Origin of the sequence: Desulfitobacterium chlororespirans DSM 11544, assembly GCF_900143285.1 — a bacterium.
Lineage (GTDB): Bacteria > Bacillota > Desulfitobacteriia > Desulfitobacteriales > Desulfitobacteriaceae > Desulfitobacterium > Desulfitobacterium chlororespirans.
This window is the reverse complement of record NZ_FRDN01000007.1, coordinates 16446-37855: the sequence shown is the minus strand read 5'-3', so window position 1 is coordinate 37855 and position 21410 is coordinate 16446. Positions and strand designations below refer to the sequence as shown.

The window sequence follows — 21410 nt, the reverse complement described above, 5'->3', positions numbered from 1 at the left end:
GGTCAAAGACCGATGGGAGATCGTCCCCAGGGTCAAAGACCGATGGGAGATCGTCCTCAAGGACAAAGACCGATGGGAGATCGTCCTCAAGGGCAGAGACCACCTCAGAGACCCCCTGCAACTCCTGGTGCACCAGCGGTAGAGCAACCGCCTAAGCGTCAAATCGGTGAAAAGAAGAAACCACAAGATCGGAATTTTGAACGCAAAAAAGAGATGGAAAAAGAAATACGCGCACCACGAGGCAACAGACGCAATGTGAAAGCAGCACCACGTGAAATTCGTGATACAGCTCCTAAGCATATCGTTATTCCGGAAAGTCTAACGGTTCAGGATTTGGCAGCCAAAATGAGTCGCAAATCCGGAGAAGTTATCAAGAAACTGATGGATATGGGTGTCATGGCCACCATCAATCAAGAGATTGATTCGGAAACTGCTGTCATTATCGCGGGAGAAATGGGAGTTACAGTGGAGGTTAAGATCGAAAAGCCTATCACTGTGATTGAAGAGATTGAGGACGCTCCGGCAGAACTGCGGCCACGTCCACCCGTTGTCACTGTCATGGGGCATGTTGACCATGGTAAAACATCTCTCCTTGATGCCATACGGACGACTAAAGTCACAGCATCGGAAGCCGGGGGTATCACTCAGCATATTGGTGCTTATCAGGTAGAGATCAATGGACAAAAGATCACCTTCCTTGATACCCCGGGCCATGAAGCGTTTACCGCTATGCGTGCTCGCGGGGCTCAAGTCACGGATATAGCCATTCTCGTTGTGGCTGCAGATGATGGTGTGATGCCCCAGACTGTTGAGGCGATCAACCATGCCAAAGCTGCCGATGTGCCGATTATTGTAGCTATCAACAAGATTGATAAAGAAGAGTCTAACCCAGATCGGGTAAAGCAGGAACTGACCGAGTATGGACTGGTGGTTGAAGAATGGGGAGGAGACACCATCGCGGTGCCTGTCTCAGCCAAAGCCCGCATGAATATTGAACAGCTCCTGGAGATGGTTCTGCTTGTCGCGGAAATTAAAGAGCTGAAGGCCAACCCCAACCGCAGTGCGACCGGAACAGTGATTGAAGCTGAATTGGATAAAGGAAAGGGACCTGTGGCGACAGTTCTCGTCTCTAAAGGAACCTTAAATGTTGGCGATATTATTCTCGCCGGATCCTCCTTTGGCCGCATTCGTGCCATGGTGGATGACAAAGGACGCCGTGTTAAAAAAGCCGGTCCTTCCACTCCTGTCGAGGTTCAGGGGCTCAATGAGGTTCCCAAAGCCGGTCAAGTCTTCAATGTTGTTGACGATGAGAAACATGCCCGCCAGATTGCCGAAGCACGTGCTAACGAGCGGAAGGCTGAAGAAGTGCGGCAGACGACTAAAGTCAGCTTAGAGGACCTTTTCGATCGGATTAAAGAAGGGGAAGTCAAAGAGCTGAATGTGATCATCAAGGCTGACGTTCAGGGCTCCATTGAGGCTCTGAAGCAATCACTGCTTCGCTTATCCACCAGCGAAGTCCGAGTCAACCCTATTCATGGGGGAGTTGGGGCAATTACAGAGACAGACATCATGCTTGCCGCGGCTTCCAACGCTATCATCATTGGCTTTAACGTCCGTCCCGACGCCAATACCAAAGCAACAGCAGAGCTGCAAGGAGTAGATATGCGCCTCTATCGGGTCATCTATGATGCGATTGAGGATGTTAAGGCTGCTATGACAGGTATGCTGGATCCTGATTTTAAAGAAGTGGTACAAGGCCGGGCTGAAGTTCGCCAAGTCTTTAAAGTTCCCAAAGTTGGAACTGTCGGCGGATCTTATGTGCTCAACGGCAAGATCACAAGGCACTCCAAAATCCGCGTCATTCGTGATGGCATAGTCATTCATGAAGGAGAGCTGGAATCCCTGAGACGTTTCAAGGACGATGCCAAAGAGGTTGTGGAAGGCTACGAATGCGGTATTGGAGTAGCAAACTTCAATGATATTAAAGAGGGAGACATTATAGAGGCCTTTATCATGGAAGAAGTGAAACGACAACTATAATTCACCCCTATGGAGGGAGACCACATGGCTAAACATCGTTCGAATAGGCTCGCCGAGACCCTAAAGCAAGAAATATCCCAGTTGATCCGGGAGGAACTCAAGGACCCCAGGATTGGCTTTGTGACGGTGACCAGTGTCGAAGTCGCCGATGACCTTGGCAATGCTAAAGTCTATGTCAGTGTTTTGGGTGACTCCCAGCAGGCTAAGGATTCATTGGATGCCTTAAAAAGGGCAGCGGGCTTCGTACGCAGCGAAATCGGCAAAAGGGTTCGCTTAAGGCATGCTCCTGAGATCGTGTTCAAGTACGATACTTCCATCGAGCATGGCGCTCATATCGCCCAATTGCTGCGGGGAGTAAAGCAGGAGGAAGAAAAAGACGAGGGCGAATCCCATGATGAATAGTGTAATAACTCAAATGGCAGAGGAATTAAGAAAAGCGTCAAAAGTGGCGCTTTTCTCCCATGTATCCCCGGACGGGGATTGCATAGGATCCATGCTGGGAATTGGCTTGGCATTAGAAGCTTTGGGGAAAGAAGTAGCGATGTTTAACCCCGATCCAATTCCGCGCAATTTAAGTTTTTTGTCCGGTGTAGACAAGATTACTCAATCAATGCCTGATCCTCTTCCTGAAACGTTGCTTTTTGTAGATTGCGCCGACTTGCAACGGGTCCAATTGCAAAGGGAGGATCTGCCCGCGGATGCTGTCATTCTGAATTTAGACCACCATATTTCCAATCAGAACTTTGGCAGGATTAATTGGGTGGATAGTCAGGCTGCAGCCAGCGGTGAGCTCGCTTATGCTTTAGTGCGCCGACTTAATGTGGAATTAACTCAGGAGATCGCTGCCAACTTCTATACAGCTTTATTGACGGATACCGGATCCTTTAAGTATTCCAATACCACTGCGAAGACCCATCAGATTGCCGGTGAACTCATCGAGGCCGGAATTAGCTTAAGTGATATTCATCATTTCGTCTTTGATCAAACCCCTATGGTTAAGTTAGAGTTGCTGCGGCGGGGCTTAAACCAATTGCAGTTTTTTGCAGAAGGGCAGCTAGGGATGATGACCTTAAGGAAACAGGACTTTGAGGAAAGCGGTGCTGAGGAAAGTTTAAGCGAAGGGCTGATCGATCATGCCCGAACTGTAGAAGGGGTAGAGGTCGCCGTCTTACTTAAAGAAGCCAAACCTGATGTCGTGCGTGTAAGCCTGCGCTCCAATCGCTGGTTTGATGTCAACAGAATTGCCGATAGTTTTGGCGGCGGCGGGCATCAACGGGCGGCAGGCTGTACCTTGCAGCTTTCTCTGGAAGAAGCAAAGCAGAAGATTCGGCAAACCATTGAGGAGGAGCTCAAGCTTGGACGGAGTCATTAATGTACTCAAACCCTCAGGGATGACTTCTTCTGATGTGGTCGTTCGCTTAAGAAGAATGTTGAACACCCGTAAAATTGGGCATACGGGGACCTTGGATCCTGAGGTTACGGGGGTATTGCCGATTTGCGTGGGTAAAGCCACCCGCTTGGCTGAATATATCACCAATCAGGGAAAATCCTATCGGTGTGAGATGATCTTTGGCATGACGACAGATACCCAGGATGCTTCCGGAGAGATTCTCCACAAGGAGCCGGCTCAGGTGAGTGCTGAGGATTTTCAGCGGATCATTCCTCAGTATCTTGGTTCCATCCGGCAGATTCCGCCTATGTTCTCGGCGGTGAAACACCAAGGGAAACGTCTTTATGAATTAGCCCGTCAGGGTCTGGAAGTGGAAAGAACATCCCGGGAAATACACATCGATCATTTGCAGTTTAGGGAATGGATTGAGGGTGAATACCCTAAGGCGATTTTTGAAGTGGATTGTTCAAAGGGGACCTATGTACGGACATTGTGCCATGATATGGGGCAGACTTTAGGGTGCGGGGCACATATGTCAGCGCTGGTCCGCCTCCGTTCCGGACCCTTTCATATTCAGGAGAGTCTATCCCTGGAGACGATTCAAAACTTTATGGAGCGGGATGATTATTCATTCCTGATTCCTTACATCCAAGTATTGGACTTACCCCGGGTGTCTTTGTCTCCGCAAAGAGCGCTGGCCTTTCGCAATGGGCTTTCTACAGCGAAAAGTCAAATTGAGGTCGAGGTTGAGACGGGTGAGGGGTGCGAAGTTCAAGTTTTTAGTGAAGAAAATTTTTTAGGTATAGGAATTTGGAAAGAGCAGGCCCTCTGTCCTTACAAAGTTTTTTAAGGATAAAAATAGAGTAGTACTGAGGGGAAGTTAGGTGGGGAACTATGCAAATCATCCAAGAATTACCGTCAAACCCTGGCAATCAGTGTGTATTGGCTTTAGGAAATTTTGACGGAGTGCATCTGGGACATCAACGCTTGCTTAAAAGCGGTTTGGAGCAAGCTGCTCAAAAAGGGGTGGACCTTGCCGTTCTTCTTTTTGAGCCTCATCCCTTGAAACTGCTTTTTCCGGAACGGGTGCTTGGCTTCCTGACCACTCCAAAAGAGCAGATGAAGTTGTTTTCCGAAATCGGTGTCGATCGGGTTTATTTAGTACCTTTTACTAAGGGAATGGCTGATACTTCTCCTGAAGGGTTTGTCAAAGATATCCTTGTTAAACTCGGCGTCATTCATATTGTGGTTGGCTTCAACTACTCCTTTGGTGCCTTGGGAAAAGGGACTGCTGAAGACCTTCAGCGTTATGGTCAAGACTATGGCTTTGGAGTCAGTGTGCTCCAGCCCCAGACTTTTGAGGGCAAGGTCATCTCTTCGACAGCCGTCCGCAAAGCTTTGCTTAATGGAGATGCCGTCCAGGCCAAGAAGCTGTTGGGCCGGACCTATAAGCTGGTGGGAACCGTGGTCGAAGGAGAAAAGCGCGGCCATGACTTAGGGTATCCTACAGCAAACTTAAAGATCCATGAAGACTTGATTATTCCCAAACGGGGAGTCTATGCCGTATGGGCAGAGATCGAAGGACGTCTTGTTCATGGTATGATGAATATTGGCATGAAGCCTACGTTTCATGAGGAATATGCCCTTACCGTAGAAATACATTTCTTTGATTTCAGCGGCGATCTTTATGGCATGGAATTAGCAATATGCTGTGAAGAGAAGATTCGTGATGAAAGAAAATTCAATGGTTTTGACGAGCTGAAGGGACAGCTGGAACGGGATGCCTTAAAGACGAAACAAGTACTGGAAGAAATCTTTGAAAACCCTGTTCAGGCCGTAAATGCTCATTAAATTCCTTTACAAATAGAAGTTTTTTTAGTAAAATACATGAGAACCGCTCGCTCGGGCTTGCGTTCTCCGTCGCAATTCTGGGCAGCAGGCGATTATTAGAATTAATGGAGGTAGACACCCATGATGACACCCGAAAGGAAAAAAGAAATTATTGCGAAGTTCCAACAACACGAAGGAGATACCGGTTCTCCTGAAGTGCAGATTGCCTTGCTCACTGAGCGCATTACCTATTTAACTGAGCACTTCAAGACCCACAAGAAGGATCATCACTCCCGCCGTGGTCTTTTGAAGATGGTTGGACAACGCCGTGCTCTGCTTAACTATCTGAAAGATATGGACTTCAATCGCTATCGTAAGATTATTTCCGATCTCGGCTTACGCCGTTAATCTTGTGCGCAGAACACTATAAAATGGAGAGAAAAGAGAGACAGATTATTCCTGTCTCTCTTTTTTATACGTATCAGGGAAAATAAAGCTTTTTTGGCAGATAGTAAGGGCAACTAAAGATGACCCTTTCACCAGGGCTCAGCGAAATCAGGTTTTCTTTATATAATTAGTTTTTTTAATCTAAATGCAGGAAATAATAACAATATGTCGAAGATGAATCAAGTTAAGAAGAAAATAGTTGGAGAGAATTTTAAGGAGGTTCCATTGTGACACAGGAAGTATTAGAACGTTCGATCCAGGTCGGCGGCAGGACGATGACCTTCCAAACCGGGAAAATAGGTAAGCAAGCAGGCGGTGCCATTTTCTGCCGGTATGGGGATACCGTTGTTTCAGCATTTGCTACTGGAAGTGCTCAACCAAGGGAAGGTATTGACTTTTTTCCGTTGACCGTTGAATTTGAAGAGAGACTCTATGCCGCCGGAAAAATTCCGGGAGGCTTTATTAAGCGGGAGGGGCGCCCCAGTGAGAAGGCGATTCTGTCTGCCCGCCTCATCGATCGGCCGATTCGGCCCCTATTCCCCGAAGGTTATCGCAATGATGTACAAGTCGTTGCTCAGGTAATGTCGGTAGATCAGGATTGTGCCTCCGACATTACCGGTATTAATGCAGCCTCGGCAGCCTTGACGATTTCCAATGTTCCCTTTGAAGGACCGGTAGCTGCTGTGACCGTGGGTTTAATCGGGGATGAACTTATTATTAATCCCACCGTTGAACAGTCTGAAAAAAGCGTCATGCATCTTACCGTCGCCGGTACGAAGGACGCGGTAATGATGGTGGAAGCCGGTGCTCAGGAAGTGCCTGAAGTTCAGATGTTGGAAGCTATTATGTTTGGTCATCGTGAAATCCAGCGTATTGCGGAATTTATCGAGAACTTCCGCCTCGAAGCTCTGGAAAGAAATTTAGCCAAACCCAAACAAGAAGTTGTGATGGGGCAGATGCCGGAAGAGATCGTCCAGGCGGTCAAAGCATTTGCCTACGATAAAATGGATCAGGCAGTTCGCACCGAAGAAAAGAAAGCAAGGGAAGAAGCCATCCAGCAAGTGAAGGAAGAGGCCTTGGCCCATTTCGCGGAGCAATACCCTGAAGACCTGAAAACCATTGATAAGATTCTGGAAGATTTCGTACATAAGATTGTGCGTCGTTTGATTACGGTAGAACATATTCGTCCCGATGGACGTGCTTTAGACGAAATCCGTCCCATCAGTGTCGAAGTCGGACTATTGCCCAGAACTCATGGTACCGGTCTGTTTACCCGGGGGCAAACCCAGGTACTCACAGTGGCGACTCTGGGAGCCGTTGGTGATGAACAGATTCTTGACGGGTTAGGTCTTGAAGAGTCAAAGCGCTACATGCACCACTATAATTTCCCGCCTTACAGTGTAGGAGAAACCCGTCCGATGCGCGGACCGGGCCGTCGGGAAATTGGTCACGGAGCTCTGGCTGAGCGGGCGCTTCTGCCTGTCATTCCTGATGAAAACGACTTCCCCTATACCCTTCGTCTGGTCTCGGAGGTTCTTGAATCCAATGGTTCCAGCTCGATGGCCTCTGTATGCGGCAGCACTCTTTCTTTGATGGATGCCGGAGTGCCTATTAAGTCTCCTGTGGCTGGGATAGCCATGGGCTTGATCAGCGAGGAGAATCATATCGCCATTCTTTCCGATATTCAAGGGATGGAAGACCATGATGGAGATATGGATTTCAAGGTGGCAGGAACCAGTCAAGGTGTAACAGCTTTGCAGATGGATATAAAAATCAAAGGGGTATCCCGGGAAATCCTGGAGAGAGCCCTTGCTCAAGCGAAAGAAGGACGTCTGTTTATTCTTGATAAAATGCTCTCCGTGATTGAAAAACCACGACCGGAGCTTTCACCCTTTGCGCCAAGAATCATTACGGCATCCATTCACCCGGATAAGATTCGTGAGGTGATTGGACCTGGCGGTAAGACCATTAAGAAGATCATCGATGAAACCGGTGTCAAGATCGATATCGAAGATGATGGCCGGGTCTTTATATCTGCAGTGGATGGAGAAGCCGGAGAGAATGCCCTTAAGATCATCCAAGCCCTTACCCAAGAGGTGGAAGTAGGCCGTATTTATAACGGCCGGGTGACCCGGATTATGGACTTCGGAGCCTTTGTCGAAGTTATTCCCGGTGTGCTGGGATTAAGCGGCAAAGAAGGGCTGGTTCATATTTCCCAACTGGCTCACGGACGGGTTGAAAAAGTAGAAGATGTGGTGAAAATGGGAGACGAAATCCTGGTTAAAGCGACAGGCATTGATAAGCAAGGGCGCTTAAACCTTTCCCGGAAAGAGGCACTTCCCAACCCCAACCCTAACCCTAGTCCCAACCCTAATCCCAATGGAACCACAGCCAATAGAAATCCCAGGAATAGTTAAAGAAGAATAGCCTCAATTATTCTGCATTCGTCCCCCCTTGCATACATCTAAATGGAAGGGGGTAGACGAATGTATGTTTTTAAAATTCCATTTAAGACCTTAAAGATTTTCGGACTTATTCTCGTATTAGCTGTCGGCTTATTGATAGAACAGAGAGTGGCGGGGATCGTGGCACAGCTTCCCACTCCCATCGACCAAGTCAAGACCGAGAAGAAAGTCATGGCTTTAACCATTAATGTGGATTGGGGCGGAGAGTTTGTGCCCGGTATTCTGGAGGCTTTAGATAAGTATCATGCCAAAGCAACCTTCTTCCTTACGGGACGCTGGGCTAAAAATAATCCGGAAATGGTGAAAGAGCTCCAGGCCCGTGGTCATGCCATAGAAAATCATGGCTATTCCCATCCCCATCCCGACCAAATATCCATCAGTGCCAATCAAGAAGAAATTTTGAAGACTGAAACGATCATTCAGGAGATCACTGGAACCAAGACCAAATATTATGCACCGCCTTATGGCGAAAAGGGAGCCTCAGGGCTTAAAGCAGCTGAAAATCTTGGCTATACCACCATTCTTTGGACACTGGATACGGTGGATTGGCGTCCGGAAAGCACACCGGAAGTTATTACCAAGCGCATTGTGGATCCCGCCGTACGGTTTGGCATTAAGCCCGCTCGAGAAGGAGCTATTGTGTTAATGCATCCCAAAGAGAACACAGTGAAAGCTCTGCCCAATATTTTAAGCCAACTGACCAAGGAAGGATTCCAATTCATTACTGTAAATGAACTGATAACATTGGAAGGAGTCGGAGATACTACCTCATAGACTTTAATGTGAGGTGGTAGAATGTTCAAGCAAAAATGGACGCAAGCCGGGGTTTGCGTTCTTATTTCACTATCTTTAAGTGCTGCTCCCGTGTATGCACAAACCACGGACACCAATCAAGGATTAATACCGACATCCTCGTTAGCTATCACTGCCGATGCGGCGGTACTGATGGATGGGGCAACAGGAGATATACTTTATGACAAAAACGCTCATAAGCAAAGACCTCCAGCCAGCACCACCAAGATTTTAACGGCAATTCTGGGGCTGGAATTGGGAAAACCCGACGAGCTCGTCGTGGTAAGCGAAAAAGCGGCAGCTGTCGGTGAATCCACCATCCATCTGGATCCAGGGGAAAAGATTCTGCTCTATGAACTGGTTACGGGGGCCATGGTCAAATCAGGAAATGATGCCTGTGTGGCGATCGGAGAACAAATAGCAGGTACTGAAGAGGATTTTGTCCGGTTGATGAACCAAAAAGCGTTCCTTCTTGGAGCGAAAAATACCCATTTTGAAAACACCAACGGCTTGCCCAGCAAAAACCATGTCTCGACAGCCTATGATTTGGCTTTAATGGCTCGTTACGGACTGCAGATCCCGGCATTTACTTCGATTACGCGCTTAAAAGAAACGGAAATTCATTTTATTGAACCCGATTTTTTCATGAACTTAAGAAATACCAATAAACTGCTTTGGAATTACCCTTATACTGATGGAGTTAAGACAGGGACAACCACTGCCGCCGGAAAATGTTTGGTTGCAGCGGCGACGAAAGATGGCCGGCAGCTGATTGCTGTTGTCCTCCATGCTCCCGACCGTTTCGGAGATGCGCAAAAGCTCTTGGAATGGGGCTTTAACGAGACAGAAACACTGAATTGTGTACAAGCGGGGGAAACGATTGAGTTCCCTGCTGAAAATTTAGAACCGCTTAAAGCCTTTGCTCAAAATCCGATTCAGATCAATATCTTAAAGACGGATAAGGAAAAACTTGAAAAGAAAATTGTTTGGACAAGAGAGCCAAGTCTCCCCATTAAGGCCGGTGATAGCTTAGGAGCATATGAGGTGTGGCTGAACGGAGAAAAATTAGGCAGCACACCACTTTATGCGGAAAGTTCGGTCAAGCCAAAAGGGAGCTTAAGCAATCTCTTAGAGGGGACGTGAAAGATATGTATCAAAAAACCGTATTGCCCAACGGTGTTCGCATCATAACGGAGGAAATAGATTATGTACGCTCAGTAGCTGTAGGGATATGGGTAGGAGCGGGTTCCCGGGACGAGAGGGAAGGGTATGAAGGTATATCTCATTTTATAGAGCACATGTTTTTTAAAGGAACAAAAAACCGTACTGCCCGTGATATCGCTGAATCTTTGGAAGCTGTGGGGGGGCAGCTCAATGCCTTTACCACAAAAGAATATACCTGCTACTATGCCAAAGTGCTGGACGAGGACATGGATTTGGCCATGGATGTCCTTAACGATATGTTTTTTGAGTCCCTCTTTGATGAAAATGAAATAGAAAAAGAAAAGAAAGTGGTCATCGAAGAGATAAAAATGTATGAGGATTCTCCCGATGAATTGATTCATGACTTGTTTTCCGATCATGTCTGGAATGACCATCCTTTGGGAAGACCCATTTTAGGGACCGAGGAGAGTGTTAAAGGACTAAGCCGCGAGAAAATTCTTACCTTTATGGATCATCATTATGCTCCTGATAATCTGGTCATTGCCGTGGCGGGCAAAATCAAGCATGACGAGGTCTTGAAGAAGCTTGCTCCTCTTTACGGGGAATTCAAACGGGGAGGAAGACGAATTCTGGAAGAGACTCCTAAGGGTCAGCAGGTGCAGGAAATGATCCTGAAAGATACCGAACAAATGCACCTCATCCTAGGAGTTCCCGGTTTAGGGCAGGAAGATGAGGATATTTATCCCATGCATATCCTCAATAACATCTTGGGGGGAGGCTTAAGTTCCCGTTTGTTCCAAGAAATCAGGGAACAGCGGGGAATGGCTTACACTGTGTTTTCCTATCATTCCACATACGTGGATACCGGTTTGTTTGCTATTTATGCAGGAACCACACCCTCAAATTCTCAGGAAGTGGTAGAATGCGTTCTTGCCGAGATTTTAGATATTAAGAAGAATGGCATATCCCAATCCGAGCTGCAACGGACTAAGTCTCAGATTAAGGGGGGACTTTATCTGGGGTTAGAATCAGCAAGCAGCAGGATGAGCCGTTTAGGCAAGACGGAATTGACCTATAATCGGGTGATCTCTCCCGAAGAAGTGGTTGAAAAGCTGGAATGTGTTACCGTTGAGGATACGAAGCGAGTCATCAACCGCCTGTGGAAGCGGGATAGAATAAGTCTTCTCATGTTAGGTCCGGCAGGGAATGAAGTGGATATGGACGCGCTATTTGAGAAGATAGGCTGGGATGAAGAGTAGGCAGCCTTGGTGTGCTTGGATTGTGTCATGTGTGATGGAGTGAGTTGTCGTCTGGGTCGCGTAGCTTTGCGCACAACGTACCTTCGGGCGTGATCTCCTGAAACCTTCCACCGGAAGGTTTCTTGATCGGAGACTCACGTACTCCATAGCTCCAGGGCTGGTGAACTCGCTTTCTTAACAGCTCATCTGCGGCGGATGAGTATGCTTTGGGGCGTGCCGCCTTGAGCGAAACTGTCCACTGGACACTTTCGTGCCAAACCCCGCTGCTTGCTGCATGTGAACCATGGCTTCGCTACGTTAAGAAAGCCTCGTTCACCTGACTGCCCCTTCGCTAAATCCGTTCCCTTTTGTGCACAAAGCTACTGCTTGCAGGTCTTTTAGTATTGCTTTGGGAACTTTTGCGAGTCTTTTCTGGAGTTATCGCTTGGGTCATCTCTTGAGCTTTTCTCGGAGGAGCCGACGTGCTACTGCCGCCGTTGAGCTTCATATCTCCTACAACGCCCTGCCTGTTTAGACCCAAGAAGCAGCCCAAGGATTTTGCATTACAGGTAGAGAGCGAATTTAAGCGAGCGGAAACAAAACTTCGTGAAAAGCATGCAGCGGAGTCGGGTTGGAAACAGGACGTTTTCAACCGCCCATTGAGCAGGAGCGATTTGGGCACGAAACCCGGATGAGGGTTTCGCCCAAGCCGCCACACCACAGAGACTACTTAACGGCGCAGGTGGACCCGGCAGAGCGGAGGGCTTTTCGCGTTAGTTTTGTCCGCGCAGCTTATGGAGCGACCGATGTAAAGCAAAATCCTGGAGACTCCGCTTAAAAGCCCTTCCAGAACAGGCAACAGATAGTCAAGATATTAATGATTATGGATGCGAGGAAAGAAACGTGGATGCGATTAAGGTAAAGATAGCTTATGTCAGGAAAGACAAGGCTCCCAAGCTTCCCCAATATGCAACATCAGGAGCAGCCGGCGTGGACTTACAGGCTGCTCTTGATCAGGAGCTGATCATCGAGCCGGGGCAGATCGTTAAAATTCCTACCGGATTGGCCATAGAGCTGCCCCATGCAGGCGTCGGAGCCTTTGTCTTTGCCCGCAGCGGTCTGGCCTCCAAGTATGGTTTGGCTTTAGCCAATGGAGTGGGGGTTATCGATTCAGATTATCGGGGTGAAATTCTGGTGGCAGTCATCAACCAGGGCTCAGAGCCTTTTGTTGTAAAAGACGGGGATCGGATTGCGCAAATGGTTTTTCTGCCCGTATTCATTGGCGAATTTTGCCTGGCAGACCAATTGGATGAGACTGGCCGGGGTTGCGGCGGCTTTGGTTCGACAGGTGTTTCCTAAGTTGTAGAGTCTAAAAAGTTCTAGGGTGCATGAACTTGTCATACACATCCCATAGAGGAGGTATGGCCATGCAAGCCCTAGGACTTTTTTTACTTGCCGCTGGAATCCTGGCATCCCTTCGCTCCAGGCGCTATCTGCTTATGTGGCGAACAGATACAAAACCCAGTTTGTTATCGGCAGCTATAACCCAGCTCGTAGGTACTGCAGGGGGAATCTATCTCTCCCTGGAGCTATTATTTTCTTTCTTAAAAATTCCGGAGAATTGGTGGAACCCATCAACTTTTATTGTCGAGCCACTTGCTGTCATCTCCCTGGCCCTGGCCATCGTGCAGCCTTTTGCCGTTCAATTGTGGCTGAAAATCAAAAAATAAGGAGGAGTCATGATGCTTCTTAGCGACTTAGCGGGTAAAGAAATTATCAATTTATTTGATGGAGCAAAATTGGGACTGGTGGGAGATGCAGATTTAGCTATCTCGGCAAGTGGAGCGATTGAAGCCATTATCCTTACTTCCCGCTCCGGCTTTTCAGGGCTTTGGGGAAATAACGAAAGAGATAGAGATATCTTGGTGATTCCGTGGGAAGCTATTAAAAAAGTAGGTTCGGAAGTCATTATTGTGGATATGAGTAGTAGAACAGAGCGTATTAATAAATATTCTGTTTGACATGAATACGTTAATTAACTAAAATAGTAAAAAAGGTCAACAACCCCGAATGCCTGTGGCAGCGGGGTTGTTAGTGTAGCGAGGGTTATAGATGAAGAAAATTCGTGTTTTTGTTTCTGGAGCCGGAGGAAAAATGGGCAGGGAAGTAGTTCGTACTATCCTCGACCAGGAAGATATGCAGCTGGTTGGTGCTTCAGATGCACGTCAGCAAGGCAGGGATATAGGAGAGATTCTGGCCATGGCTCCCTTAGGGATTGAGATAACCGGCCCTCTGGAAGAAGCGCACCTTAAAGAGACCCGGGCAGACATTATGGTTGATTTTACCAATCCTCAATCTGTACTGAAAAACGCCAAATGTGCTTTGGCGGCCGGAGTTGTTCCGGTCTTAGGGACTACGGGCTTAGATGAAGCCGATATCGCGGAAATCCGGGATTTTGTGGATCAAACGAAGGTAGGAGCTTTTATTGCCCCGAATTTTGCCATAGGCGCAATACTCATGATGCGCTTTGCTCAGGAGGCTGCAAAGTATTTCCCTAATGTAGAGATTATTGAGCTGCATCATGACCAAAAGCTGGATGCACCTTCCGGAACGGCTCTCAAAACCGTAGAGTGGATATCAGAAGTAAGAAAACCCTTGGTACAGGGTCATCCTAATGAGTACGAAAAAATCAAGGGCTCACGGGGCGGTGATGTGGACGGAATTCATATTCATTCTGTTCGCTTGCCTGGATTTATAGCTCATCAGGAAGTCATTTTTGGTGGCCTCGGACAAGCTTTGACGATCCGGCATGATGCCCTTTCCCGGGAAACCTATATGCCTGGGATTATGCTGGCCATCCGCAAAGCAAGCCAACTCTCAAATTTGGTAATAGGACTAGAGAATTTCCTCGAATAGGAATCCTCATCGGGGAACCGCATTCTATCTTTCCTCATATACTGGATAGTAGTCATGGGACACAGTCTCAAAGGGGGCTTCAAGATGAGTGCGGGTCTAACTGGAATTCGAGTAGCTGTAATTGGAGGGGATGACCGAGAGATTTATATGATTCCGGAGCTTCAAAAGCTAGGGGCCTACATAGTCGGGGTCGGATTTGAAAAAGCACCTCCAATCCAAGGGGTGACACTCCTTTCTTCACCGCTGGAAGCGGTAGAGAAGGCAGATGTTCTGCTTTTTCCAATGTACGGTACCGATGAACGTGGGGATGTCAAAGCTAAGTATTCCGATACGCCGATTGTGCTGAATAAGGAACTGTTAAAAGCTGTTTCGCCTAAGGTGCCGCTTTTTATCGGGTGGGCTCGTCCCGCCTTAAAATCAGCTGCAGAAATGCTGGGAATCCAGATTGTCGAAACGGCTAACCTTGATCAACTTGCTATTCTCAACTCGATCCCTTCAGCGGAAGGAGCTATCCAAATGGCCATGGAGGCCTCCCCCATCACCATCCACGGCAGTGAGAGCTTTGTGCTTGGCCTGGGGCGATGTGGCTGGACTCTTGCCCGGACCTTAAAAGGGATGGGGGCTCATGTTACCGGAGTAGCCCGGAAAGCGGCGGATCTGGCCAGGGCCTTGGAAATGGGTCTGGAGGCGGTTCATTTTGCTGATCTGGATGAAAAGATTGGGAAGGCGGAACTTATTTTCAATACAGTTCCTCACCTGATTCTGGACAAAGTCATGTTGGAACAGGTGAATCAGGAGGCTGTCATTATCGACATTGCTTCACTTCCCGGCGGCACGGATTTTGAATACGCCAAGGCTAAAGGCATCAAAGCAATGCTTGCTCCAGGTCTACCCGGTAAGGTTGCACCCAAGGCAGCAGGGAAAATTCTTGCTCAAGTCTACCCGCAACTTATTCTTCGCCACCTGACCACAAAGAATGCCTCTTTAAAGTTTTGAAGTGGAGGTGACGAAGGCATGAAACTTGACGGGTTAAAGATTGGTTTTGCTGTAACGGGCTCACATTGCACCTTGCATGAAATCACTGAGGTCATGCGTAAGATGGTTGAAGAAGGAGCGGATTTAACGCCCATTATCTCTTATGCCGTAGATACCATGGACACACGATTTGGCAAAGCAGAGGACTGGAAGAACAAATTCGAAGAAATAACCCAGAAAAAGGTTATTCAGACCATCCCGGATGCTGAACCCATCGGGCCGCAGAAAAAATTTGACTGCCTGCTCATTGCGCCCTGTACAGGCAATACACTGGCAAAGCTGGCCAATGGTATTACCGACACTCCGGTGCTGATGGCGGCTAAAGCCCATCTTCGTAATCAGCGGCCTTTGGTGATAGCCATCTCAACCAATGATGGCCTGGGATTGAACGCACGGAATATCGGGACACTATTATGTACAAAAAATATATTTCTCGTTCCATTTGGGCAGGATAGCCCGGCTACAAAAGCGAATTCTTTAGTGGCGCATATGGATAAAATTCCGGATACAATTCTCATGGCTTATGAGGGAAAACAAATTCAGCCCATACTGGTTGATTATCACTAATAAACTCAAACTGATCAGTAGGTGGATATGGTGCTGTGCTTTCAGGCTTAGCACCATATTCCTAGTATTTTATCAGTATATTAAGGAGGAACATTTATGCCGAATGTTGCAATTGTTGGAGCTACAGGTGCGGTTGGACAAGAGTTCTTAAAAATCCTTGTGGAAAGGAATTTTCCTGTGGAGGAATTACGCTTATTAGCTACGAAACGTTCCGCAGGCAAAAAAGTCCTTTGGCAAGGCCGGGAAATTGAGGTTCAAGAAACTACCCATGATAGCTTTAAAGGCATCGATATAGCATTATTTGCCGGCGGATCATCCAGTACAGAGTTTGCTCCTTCCGCGGTTAAAAGTGGGGCTGTAGTGATTGATAACAGCAGTGCTTATCGCCTTGATCCCAAGGTCCCTCTGGTCGTACCCGAAGTCAATCCGGAAGATGTGAAATGGCATAAAGGGATCATCGCTAATCCTAACTGTTCAACGATTATTATGGCCGTCGCCTTGAAACCTATCTTTGACCTGGCAGGGATTAAGAGGGTGGTTGTGTCAACTTATCAGGCCGTCTCCGGAGCAGGACGCGAAGGGATTGAGGAATTGGAAGGCCAGGTTCGCGATTGGGCGCAAGGGGAAGAATTGAAGAGCCAGACCTTCCCGTATCAAATTGCCTTTAATCTGATTCCCAGAATTGATGTATTCCAGGAAGGGGATTACACCAAAGAAGAGTGGAAGATGGTTAAGGAGACCCAGAAGATCTTCCATGTGGACACGATGCCGATTACGGCAACCACAGTCCGGGTTCCTGTTTTAAGAAGCCATTCCGAGTCAATTAACATAGAAACAGAACGAAATGTCGGCTTGGAGGAGGTCAAGGCAGCCTTTCAAAAGGCTCCGGGAGTTATCGTTGAGGATAATCCGGCAGAAGATCGTTACCCCATGCCTTGGTTCACTTCAGACACCGATGAAGTCTATGTAGGACGTATCCGTAAAGATTTTTCCATTGAAAATGGGATCAATCTTTGGGTTGTTGGTGACCAAATTCGTAAGGGAGCCGCAACCAATACGATACAGATTGCCGAACTCTTATTATAGCCTGATTGTGAGCACTGTAGAGAAGAGTGTTCGCAGCAGGGTCCATATTAAAATGTTAAAAGCACAAGCATACAGCCTCTGGATAAGTGAATAGAATAATTGAACAATAATGTGAGGCGACAGGAGGAGTTCAGGTGCGTGTTTTGGTCCAAAAGTTTGGGGGAACTTCAGTATCCAGTGCTGAACGTCGTGCCCAGGTTGCCGCAAAAGTCTCTGAAGCAGTGCGGGAAGGATATTCACCTGTTGTTGTAGTTTCCGCTATTGGACGCAGTGGGGATCCCTATGCGACAGATACCTTTATAAATCTGGTCAACGGCATTACCCTTGAATCACCCAAGCGGGAAATGGATCTTTTGATGAGCTGTGGGGAAATCATCTCCGGTGTGGTTTTGACCAGCACCCTAAAGAGCATGGGGCTTGATGCAATCCTGTTAACCGGTGGTCAAGCAGGAATTATAACCAATGATTGTTATGGAGACGCCCGCATCATTCGCGTAGAGCCGAAAGGGATCCTTGATCATCTAAGTGAGGGAAGGGTTGTTGTCGTTACCGGTTTTCAAGGAGTTACCGAAGATGGCCAGGTCACCACATTAGGTCGCGGGGGAAGTGATACCACAGCTTCAGCTCTGGGAGTTGCTTTAAATGCCGAGGCCATCGATATCTATACGGATGTGGAAGGAATTATGACTGCCGATCCGCGTATTGTTGAGGATGCCCGTATCTTAGATGTGGTAACCTATAATGAGATATGTCATTTGGCCCATCAAGGAGCCAAAGTGATTCATCCCCGTGCGGTGGAAATTGCTATGCAACGAAATATTCCCATTTGGATCAAATGTACATTTTCCGATGCCCGAGGGACTTTAGTAACAAGCATACAGCCCGACATGGGAGTGGGAACAGATATTACGGGAGACCGAACGATTACGGGGATTGCCCATACGCCCAATGTAACCCAGATTCAAGTACCCACTCATGATGTAGCCGATGTGCTGCAAGTCGATAAACAGATCTTTAAGGGAATGGCTTTGGCGGATATTAGTGTTGACTTTATAAGTGTTCAGTTGGAGAGTGTGCTTTACACCGTACCTGATGAAATAGCCGAAAAAGCTATGAGCATTCTCGATAATTTAGGATTTAAGCCTACAGCGGTCTCTGGATGTGCCAAAGTCTCCATCGTCGGAGCGGGTATCGCAGGAGTTCCCGGTGTGATGGCCAATATGGTGGAGGCCTTATCCGATGCGGGTGTCCGTATCTTGCAGTCAGCAGACTCTCACACAACTATATGGGTACTTGTCAATAAAGAGGATATGGTTCCGGCAGTGCAAGCACTCCACAAGAAGTTTCTGTTGGGTGCCTGTTAAAAACAAGCAAATGAGGAGTTGAGAGAGATATGGCTTTGAATAGGATTATGACGGCAATGGTCACACCCTTTAATGACAAAATGGAAGTGAATTACCCGGAAGCCGAGAAATTAGCACATTATCTCATAGAGCATGGTAATGATGGAATCGTTGTTTGCGGTACCACCGGTGAATCTCCCACAGTATCGGCTGAAGAAAAGATTGAACTTTTCAGAACGGTCAAGAAGGCTGTAGGCAGCAGAGCAACGGTAATAGCCGGAATTGGCTCCAACACCACGGACGGGAGTATTAATTTAGCACGCCAAGCGGAGAAAACCGGAGTAGATGGGCTCATGGCTGTGGTCCCCTACTACAATAAACCTTCACAAGAAGGATTGTATCAACATTTTCGAGCTATCGCTGAAGCAATATCCCTGCCTTTGATGGTGTACAATATTCCGGGAAGAACATCCATTAATCTTCTTCCGGAAACGGTTCTGCGGCTAAGTGAAATCCCCAACATAACCTCCATTAAAGAAGCAGCCGGCTCCATGGATCAAGTCAGCGAAATGAGACGTATTTTACCGGAAGACTTTCTGATTTATAGCGGTGACGATTCTTTAACTTTGCCCATGCTGGCTTTAGGCTGTGACGGCATCATCAGTGTAGCGGCTCATGTGGTCGGTGATGAAATCAAACAATTGGTTGATGCCTGGTTTAATGGCGAACCACAGACTGCCCTGCAATGGCATCTAAAGCTCATGCCTATGTTCAAAGGAGTGTTTGTGACCACCAATCCGGTTCCTGTTAAATATCTTTTAAAGAAAGCAGGCATTGATGCAGGAGGAGTGAAACTCCCCTTAGTCTGTGCCACCCCGGAAGAAGAAGCCTTCTTGGATGATCTCTACCAAAAGATCAAGGGGTAGAACCGGTTAAAAACAAACCTTATTTAAAAACTTACAAGGTAATTATCGAGAGGCAGAGATTCAATTTTTTTCGATTGAATTTCTGCTTTTTCTATCTCTTGTCTTTCCTTACATAAAGAGTTATAATAGATTGACTGTATTGTGCGGTGAGTTTCATATTTGTTTGCGGAATATCAGCGAGTACCAAGGGCGTTGTATTCGTTTGGGTATTTCGAGTCTTTTTGTTTCACTATCAGAACGTGTTTAGAGCGGATGATAGTATAAGGACAACTTCTTGGGGGTTTCCTTATCATTTTTAGGTGGAAGCAAATTAGCAAGATCCGTGAAAAGAAGGCACAAATAGTTCTATTAAAAGGAAAAATATGGTGGAGGTGTAAAAATTTGCCAAAAGAACATAAGGTTCAGATCATACCTTTAGGCGGATTAGGCGAGATCGGTAAAAATATGACCGTGATTCGTTACGATAATCAAATGATCGTTATAGATGCGGGATTGGCATTTCCCGAAGATGAGATGCTGGGGATAGACATAGTTATACCAGATTATTCTTATCTGCTGGAACATAAGGACATGGTTCAAGGGATTCTAGTCACTCATGGTCATGAAGACCATATTGGTGCACTGCCTTATCTCCTCAAAGACTTGGATGCTCCTATTTTTGCTACACGATTAACCTTAGGACTCATTCAATCCAAATTAAAAGAAGGAAATCTCGATAATATCAAGGCCACAGTGGTCCGTCCCAGAGATACGGTTAAACTTGGAGTTTTTAAAGTTGAGTTCCTGAGTGTGAATCACAGTATTCCAGATGCAGTGGCACTGGCGATCCATACTCCTCTGGGTACTATTGTTCATACTGGGGATTTCAAAGTGGATCATACTCCTGTCATGGGTGAAAAGATTGATATTCATAAGTTCGCTGAACTGGGCGATAAAGGGGTCCTTTGCCTGATGTCCGACAGTACCAATGTGGAACGGCCTGGTTTTACCATGTCTGAACGCAGCGTGGGACACATGTTCGAGGAAGCATTTAATAGTGCCAAAGACAGAATCATCATTGCCAGCTTTGCAACCAATGTCCACAGACTTCAGCAAGTGATTACGGCAGCGCACCATACTAACCGCAAGGTTGCTGTGGTCGGCCGGAGTATGGTCAACACAGTAGCCATAGCCTCTGAATTAGGGTATTTAGATATACCGGAGGATACTTTGGTTGATGTGGATGAAGTGGTGAACTTGCCGGGCAATCAAGCTTGTATTCTAACGACAGGCAGTCAGGGTGAGCCCATGTCGGCTCTGACCCGGATGGCTATGAGCGATCACCGGCGTATTGAAATTCAGCCCGGCGATACAGTGATCATATCTGCCAATCCTATCCCCGGTAATGAAAAATCAGTATCAAAAACCATCGACCTCTTGTTTAAGCTCGGTGCCAATGTGATCTATGAATCTTACCAGGGTATGCACGTTTCCGGGCACGCCAGCCAGGAAGAGCTTAAGCTCATGCTTAATATGATTCGTCCTCAGTATTTCATTCCTGTTCATGGTGAGTACCGTATGCTTATTAAGCATGCTAAACTGGCCGAGCAAATGGGAATTTCCAGAGAGAACACTTTTGTTGCTGATAATGGCACAATTGTTGAGTTCACTCGCCATGGAGCGAGTATAGCGGGAAAAGTTCCCGCTGGGAAAGTGCTGATTGATGGACTTGGTGTTGGCGATGTCGGCAATATTGTTCTAAGAGATCGGAAACAACTCTCTCAAGATGGCATTTTAATCGTGGTTATGACGATTAGCCGCAGCTCCGGCGCTATTGTGGCAGGCCCTGATGTAGTAACACGTGGCTTTGTCTATGTACGGGAATCGGAATCCATGCTCGAAGAAGCAAAAGATAAAGTAAGACAAACCATGAACCGCCTCAGGGAGAATCATGTTACAGAATGGGCTGTACTAAAGGGACAAGTTCGAGAAACCTTAAGCAAGCATTTCTATGAGAAAACCCGGAGGCGCCCCATGATTCTGCCGATTATTCAGGAAGTAGAATAAGACCTATTGCTAAAATGAAGTGTTGCCAAACTACTTTGACGGGTAGATTGCAACACTTCGTTTTTAATTAATTACATGTCGGGAAGGACTTGTTGTATAATTCCGAAAATTCAGTTACTATAATG

At 47.1% G+C, this 21410-nt stretch carries 20 protein-coding genes; all 20 read left to right on the top strand.

Going from position 1 to position 21410, the window contains the following annotated elements; genetic code table 11:
* The coding region (gene infB, locus BUA14_RS10860; protein WP_072772635.1) for a translation initiation factor IF-2 at positions 1 to 2040 on the top strand (2040 nt) is incomplete at its 5' end.
* Between the two features lie 24 nt (positions 2041 to 2064).
* The gene (gene rbfA, locus BUA14_RS10855) at positions 2065 to 2442 is read left to right on the top strand and encodes a 30S ribosome-binding factor RbfA (RefSeq protein ID WP_072772634.1); all 378 of its coding nucleotides are present in this window, start codon (positions 2065 to 2067) and stop codon (positions 2440 to 2442) included.
* Positions 2432 to 3412: a DHH family phosphoesterase gene (locus BUA14_RS10850; RefSeq protein WP_072772633.1), complete on the top strand. Its 981-nt coding sequence runs from the start codon at positions 2432 to 2434 to the stop codon at positions 3410 to 3412. Before rbfA ends, BUA14_RS10850 begins: the two co-directional genes overlap by 11 nt.
* Positions 3396 to 4280 (top strand): tRNA pseudouridine(55) synthase TruB, encoded by an 885-nt coding sequence (gene truB / locus BUA14_RS10845; protein ID WP_072772632.1) that lies wholly within the window; start codon positions 3396 to 3398, stop codon positions 4278 to 4280. The genes BUA14_RS10850 and truB overlap by 17 nt, the downstream gene beginning before the upstream one ends.
* A 44-nt stretch (positions 4281 to 4324) precedes the next feature.
* The gene (locus BUA14_RS10840) at positions 4325 to 5281 is read left to right on the top strand and encodes a bifunctional riboflavin kinase/FAD synthetase (RefSeq protein ID WP_072772631.1); all 957 of its coding nucleotides are present in this window, start codon (positions 4325 to 4327) and stop codon (positions 5279 to 5281) included.
* 120 nt (positions 5282 to 5401) lie between these two features.
* Entirely contained in the window at positions 5402 to 5668 is a 267-nt protein-coding gene (gene rpsO / locus BUA14_RS10835; protein ID WP_072772630.1) for a 30S ribosomal protein S15, read from the top strand.
* A gap of 266 nt (positions 5669 to 5934) precedes the next feature.
* On the top strand, positions 5935 to 8124 hold the full coding sequence (locus tag BUA14_RS10830; protein ID WP_072772629.1) for a polyribonucleotide nucleotidyltransferase: 2190 nt from the start codon (positions 5935 to 5937) through the stop codon (positions 8122 to 8124).
* Positions 8125 to 8193: 69 nt separating this feature from the next.
* On the top strand, positions 8194 to 8946 hold the full coding sequence (locus tag BUA14_RS10825; RefSeq protein ID WP_072772628.1) for a polysaccharide deacetylase family protein: 753 nt from the start codon (positions 8194 to 8196) through the stop codon (positions 8944 to 8946).
* Between the two features lie 21 nt (positions 8947 to 8967).
* On the top strand, positions 8968 to 10107 hold the full coding sequence (locus BUA14_RS10820; protein WP_072772627.1) for a D-alanyl-D-alanine carboxypeptidase family protein: 1140 nt from the start codon (positions 8968 to 8970) through the stop codon (positions 10105 to 10107).
* 5 nt (positions 10108 to 10112) lie between these two features.
* Complete coding sequence (locus BUA14_RS10815) at positions 10113 to 11387, top strand: M16 family metallopeptidase (protein ID WP_072772626.1); 1275 nt, start codon at positions 10113 to 10115, stop codon at positions 11385 to 11387.
* An 882-nt stretch (positions 11388 to 12269) separates the two neighbouring features.
* On the top strand, positions 12270 to 12725 hold the full coding sequence (gene dut, locus BUA14_RS10800; RefSeq protein ID WP_072772624.1) for a dUTP diphosphatase: 456 nt from the start codon (positions 12270 to 12272) through the stop codon (positions 12723 to 12725).
* A 68-nt stretch (positions 12726 to 12793) separates the two neighbouring features.
* Complete coding sequence (locus BUA14_RS10795) at positions 12794 to 13096, top strand: hypothetical protein (protein WP_015944708.1); 303 nt, start codon at positions 12794 to 12796, stop codon at positions 13094 to 13096.
* A 12-nt stretch (positions 13097 to 13108) separates the two neighbouring features.
* Entirely contained in the window at positions 13109 to 13387 is a 279-nt protein-coding gene (locus tag BUA14_RS10790; protein WP_072772623.1) for a YlmC/YmxH family sporulation protein, read from the top strand.
* 91 nt (positions 13388 to 13478) lie between these two features.
* A complete protein-coding gene (gene dapB / locus BUA14_RS10785) occupies positions 13479 to 14282 on the top strand; it encodes a 4-hydroxy-tetrahydrodipicolinate reductase (RefSeq protein WP_072772622.1) in 804 nt (267 codons plus the stop codon).
* A gap of 84 nt (positions 14283 to 14366) precedes the next feature.
* A complete protein-coding gene (gene dpsA, locus BUA14_RS10780) occupies positions 14367 to 15278 on the top strand; it encodes a dipicolinate synthase subunit DpsA (protein ID WP_072772621.1) in 912 nt (303 codons plus the stop codon).
* 18 nt (positions 15279 to 15296) lie between these two features.
* On the top strand, positions 15297 to 15884 hold the full coding sequence (locus BUA14_RS10775; RefSeq protein WP_072772620.1) for a dipicolinate synthase subunit B: 588 nt from the start codon (positions 15297 to 15299) through the stop codon (positions 15882 to 15884).
* Positions 15885 to 15980: 96 nt separating this feature from the next.
* Complete coding sequence (locus tag BUA14_RS10770; RefSeq protein WP_072772619.1) at positions 15981 to 16970, top strand: aspartate-semialdehyde dehydrogenase; 990 nt, start codon at positions 15981 to 15983, stop codon at positions 16968 to 16970.
* Between the two features lie 134 nt (positions 16971 to 17104).
* Positions 17105 to 18334 carry an aspartate kinase gene (gene dapG, locus BUA14_RS10765; RefSeq protein ID WP_072772618.1) on the top strand — a complete coding sequence of 410 codons (1230 nt, stop codon included), beginning with the start codon at positions 17105 to 17107 and terminating at the stop codon, positions 18332 to 18334.
* Between the two features lie 29 nt (positions 18335 to 18363).
* Positions 18364 to 19239, top strand: coding sequence for a 4-hydroxy-tetrahydrodipicolinate synthase (gene dapA, locus BUA14_RS10760; protein ID WP_072772617.1), 876 nt, complete (start codon positions 18364 to 18366; stop codon positions 19237 to 19239).
* A gap of 381 nt (positions 19240 to 19620) precedes the next feature.
* Entirely contained in the window at positions 19621 to 21285 is a 1665-nt protein-coding gene (locus BUA14_RS10755) for a ribonuclease J (protein ID WP_015944704.1), read from the top strand.
* Positions 21286 to 21410 lie beyond the last annotated feature (125 nt).

Coding starts and splice junctions, on each gene's coding strand:
- rbfA (WP_072772634.1), top strand. CDS start 2,065: ATGGCTAAACATCGTTCGAATAGGCTCGCCGAGACCCTAAAGCAAGAA.
- BUA14_RS10850 (WP_072772633.1), top strand. CDS start 2,432: ATGATGAATAGTGTAATAACTCAAATGGCAGAGGAATTAAGAAAAGCG.
- BUA14_RS10840 (WP_072772631.1), top strand. CDS start 4,325: ATGCAAATCATCCAAGAATTACCGTCAAACCCTGGCAATCAGTGTGTA.
- rpsO (WP_072772630.1), top strand. CDS start 5,402: ATGATGACACCCGAAAGGAAAAAAGAAATTATTGCGAAGTTCCAACAA.
- BUA14_RS10825 (WP_072772628.1), top strand. CDS start 8,194: ATGTATGTTTTTAAAATTCCATTTAAGACCTTAAAGATTTTCGGACTT.
- BUA14_RS10820 (WP_072772627.1), top strand. CDS start 8,968: ATGTTCAAGCAAAAATGGACGCAAGCCGGGGTTTGCGTTCTTATTTCA.
- BUA14_RS10815 (WP_072772626.1), top strand. CDS start 10,113: ATGTATCAAAAAACCGTATTGCCCAACGGTGTTCGCATCATAACGGAG.
- BUA14_RS10795 (WP_015944708.1), top strand. CDS start 12,794: ATGCAAGCCCTAGGACTTTTTTTACTTGCCGCTGGAATCCTGGCATCC.
- BUA14_RS10790 (WP_072772623.1), top strand. CDS start 13,109: ATGCTTCTTAGCGACTTAGCGGGTAAAGAAATTATCAATTTATTTGAT.
- dapB (WP_072772622.1), top strand. CDS start 13,479: ATGAAGAAAATTCGTGTTTTTGTTTCTGGAGCCGGAGGAAAAATGGGC.
- dpsA (WP_072772621.1), top strand. CDS start 14,367: ATGAGTGCGGGTCTAACTGGAATTCGAGTAGCTGTAATTGGAGGGGAT.
- BUA14_RS10775 (WP_072772620.1), top strand. CDS start 15,297: ATGAAACTTGACGGGTTAAAGATTGGTTTTGCTGTAACGGGCTCACAT.
- BUA14_RS10770 (WP_072772619.1), top strand. CDS start 15,981: ATGCCGAATGTTGCAATTGTTGGAGCTACAGGTGCGGTTGGACAAGAG.
- dapA (WP_072772617.1), top strand. CDS start 18,364: ATGGCTTTGAATAGGATTATGACGGCAATGGTCACACCCTTTAATGAC.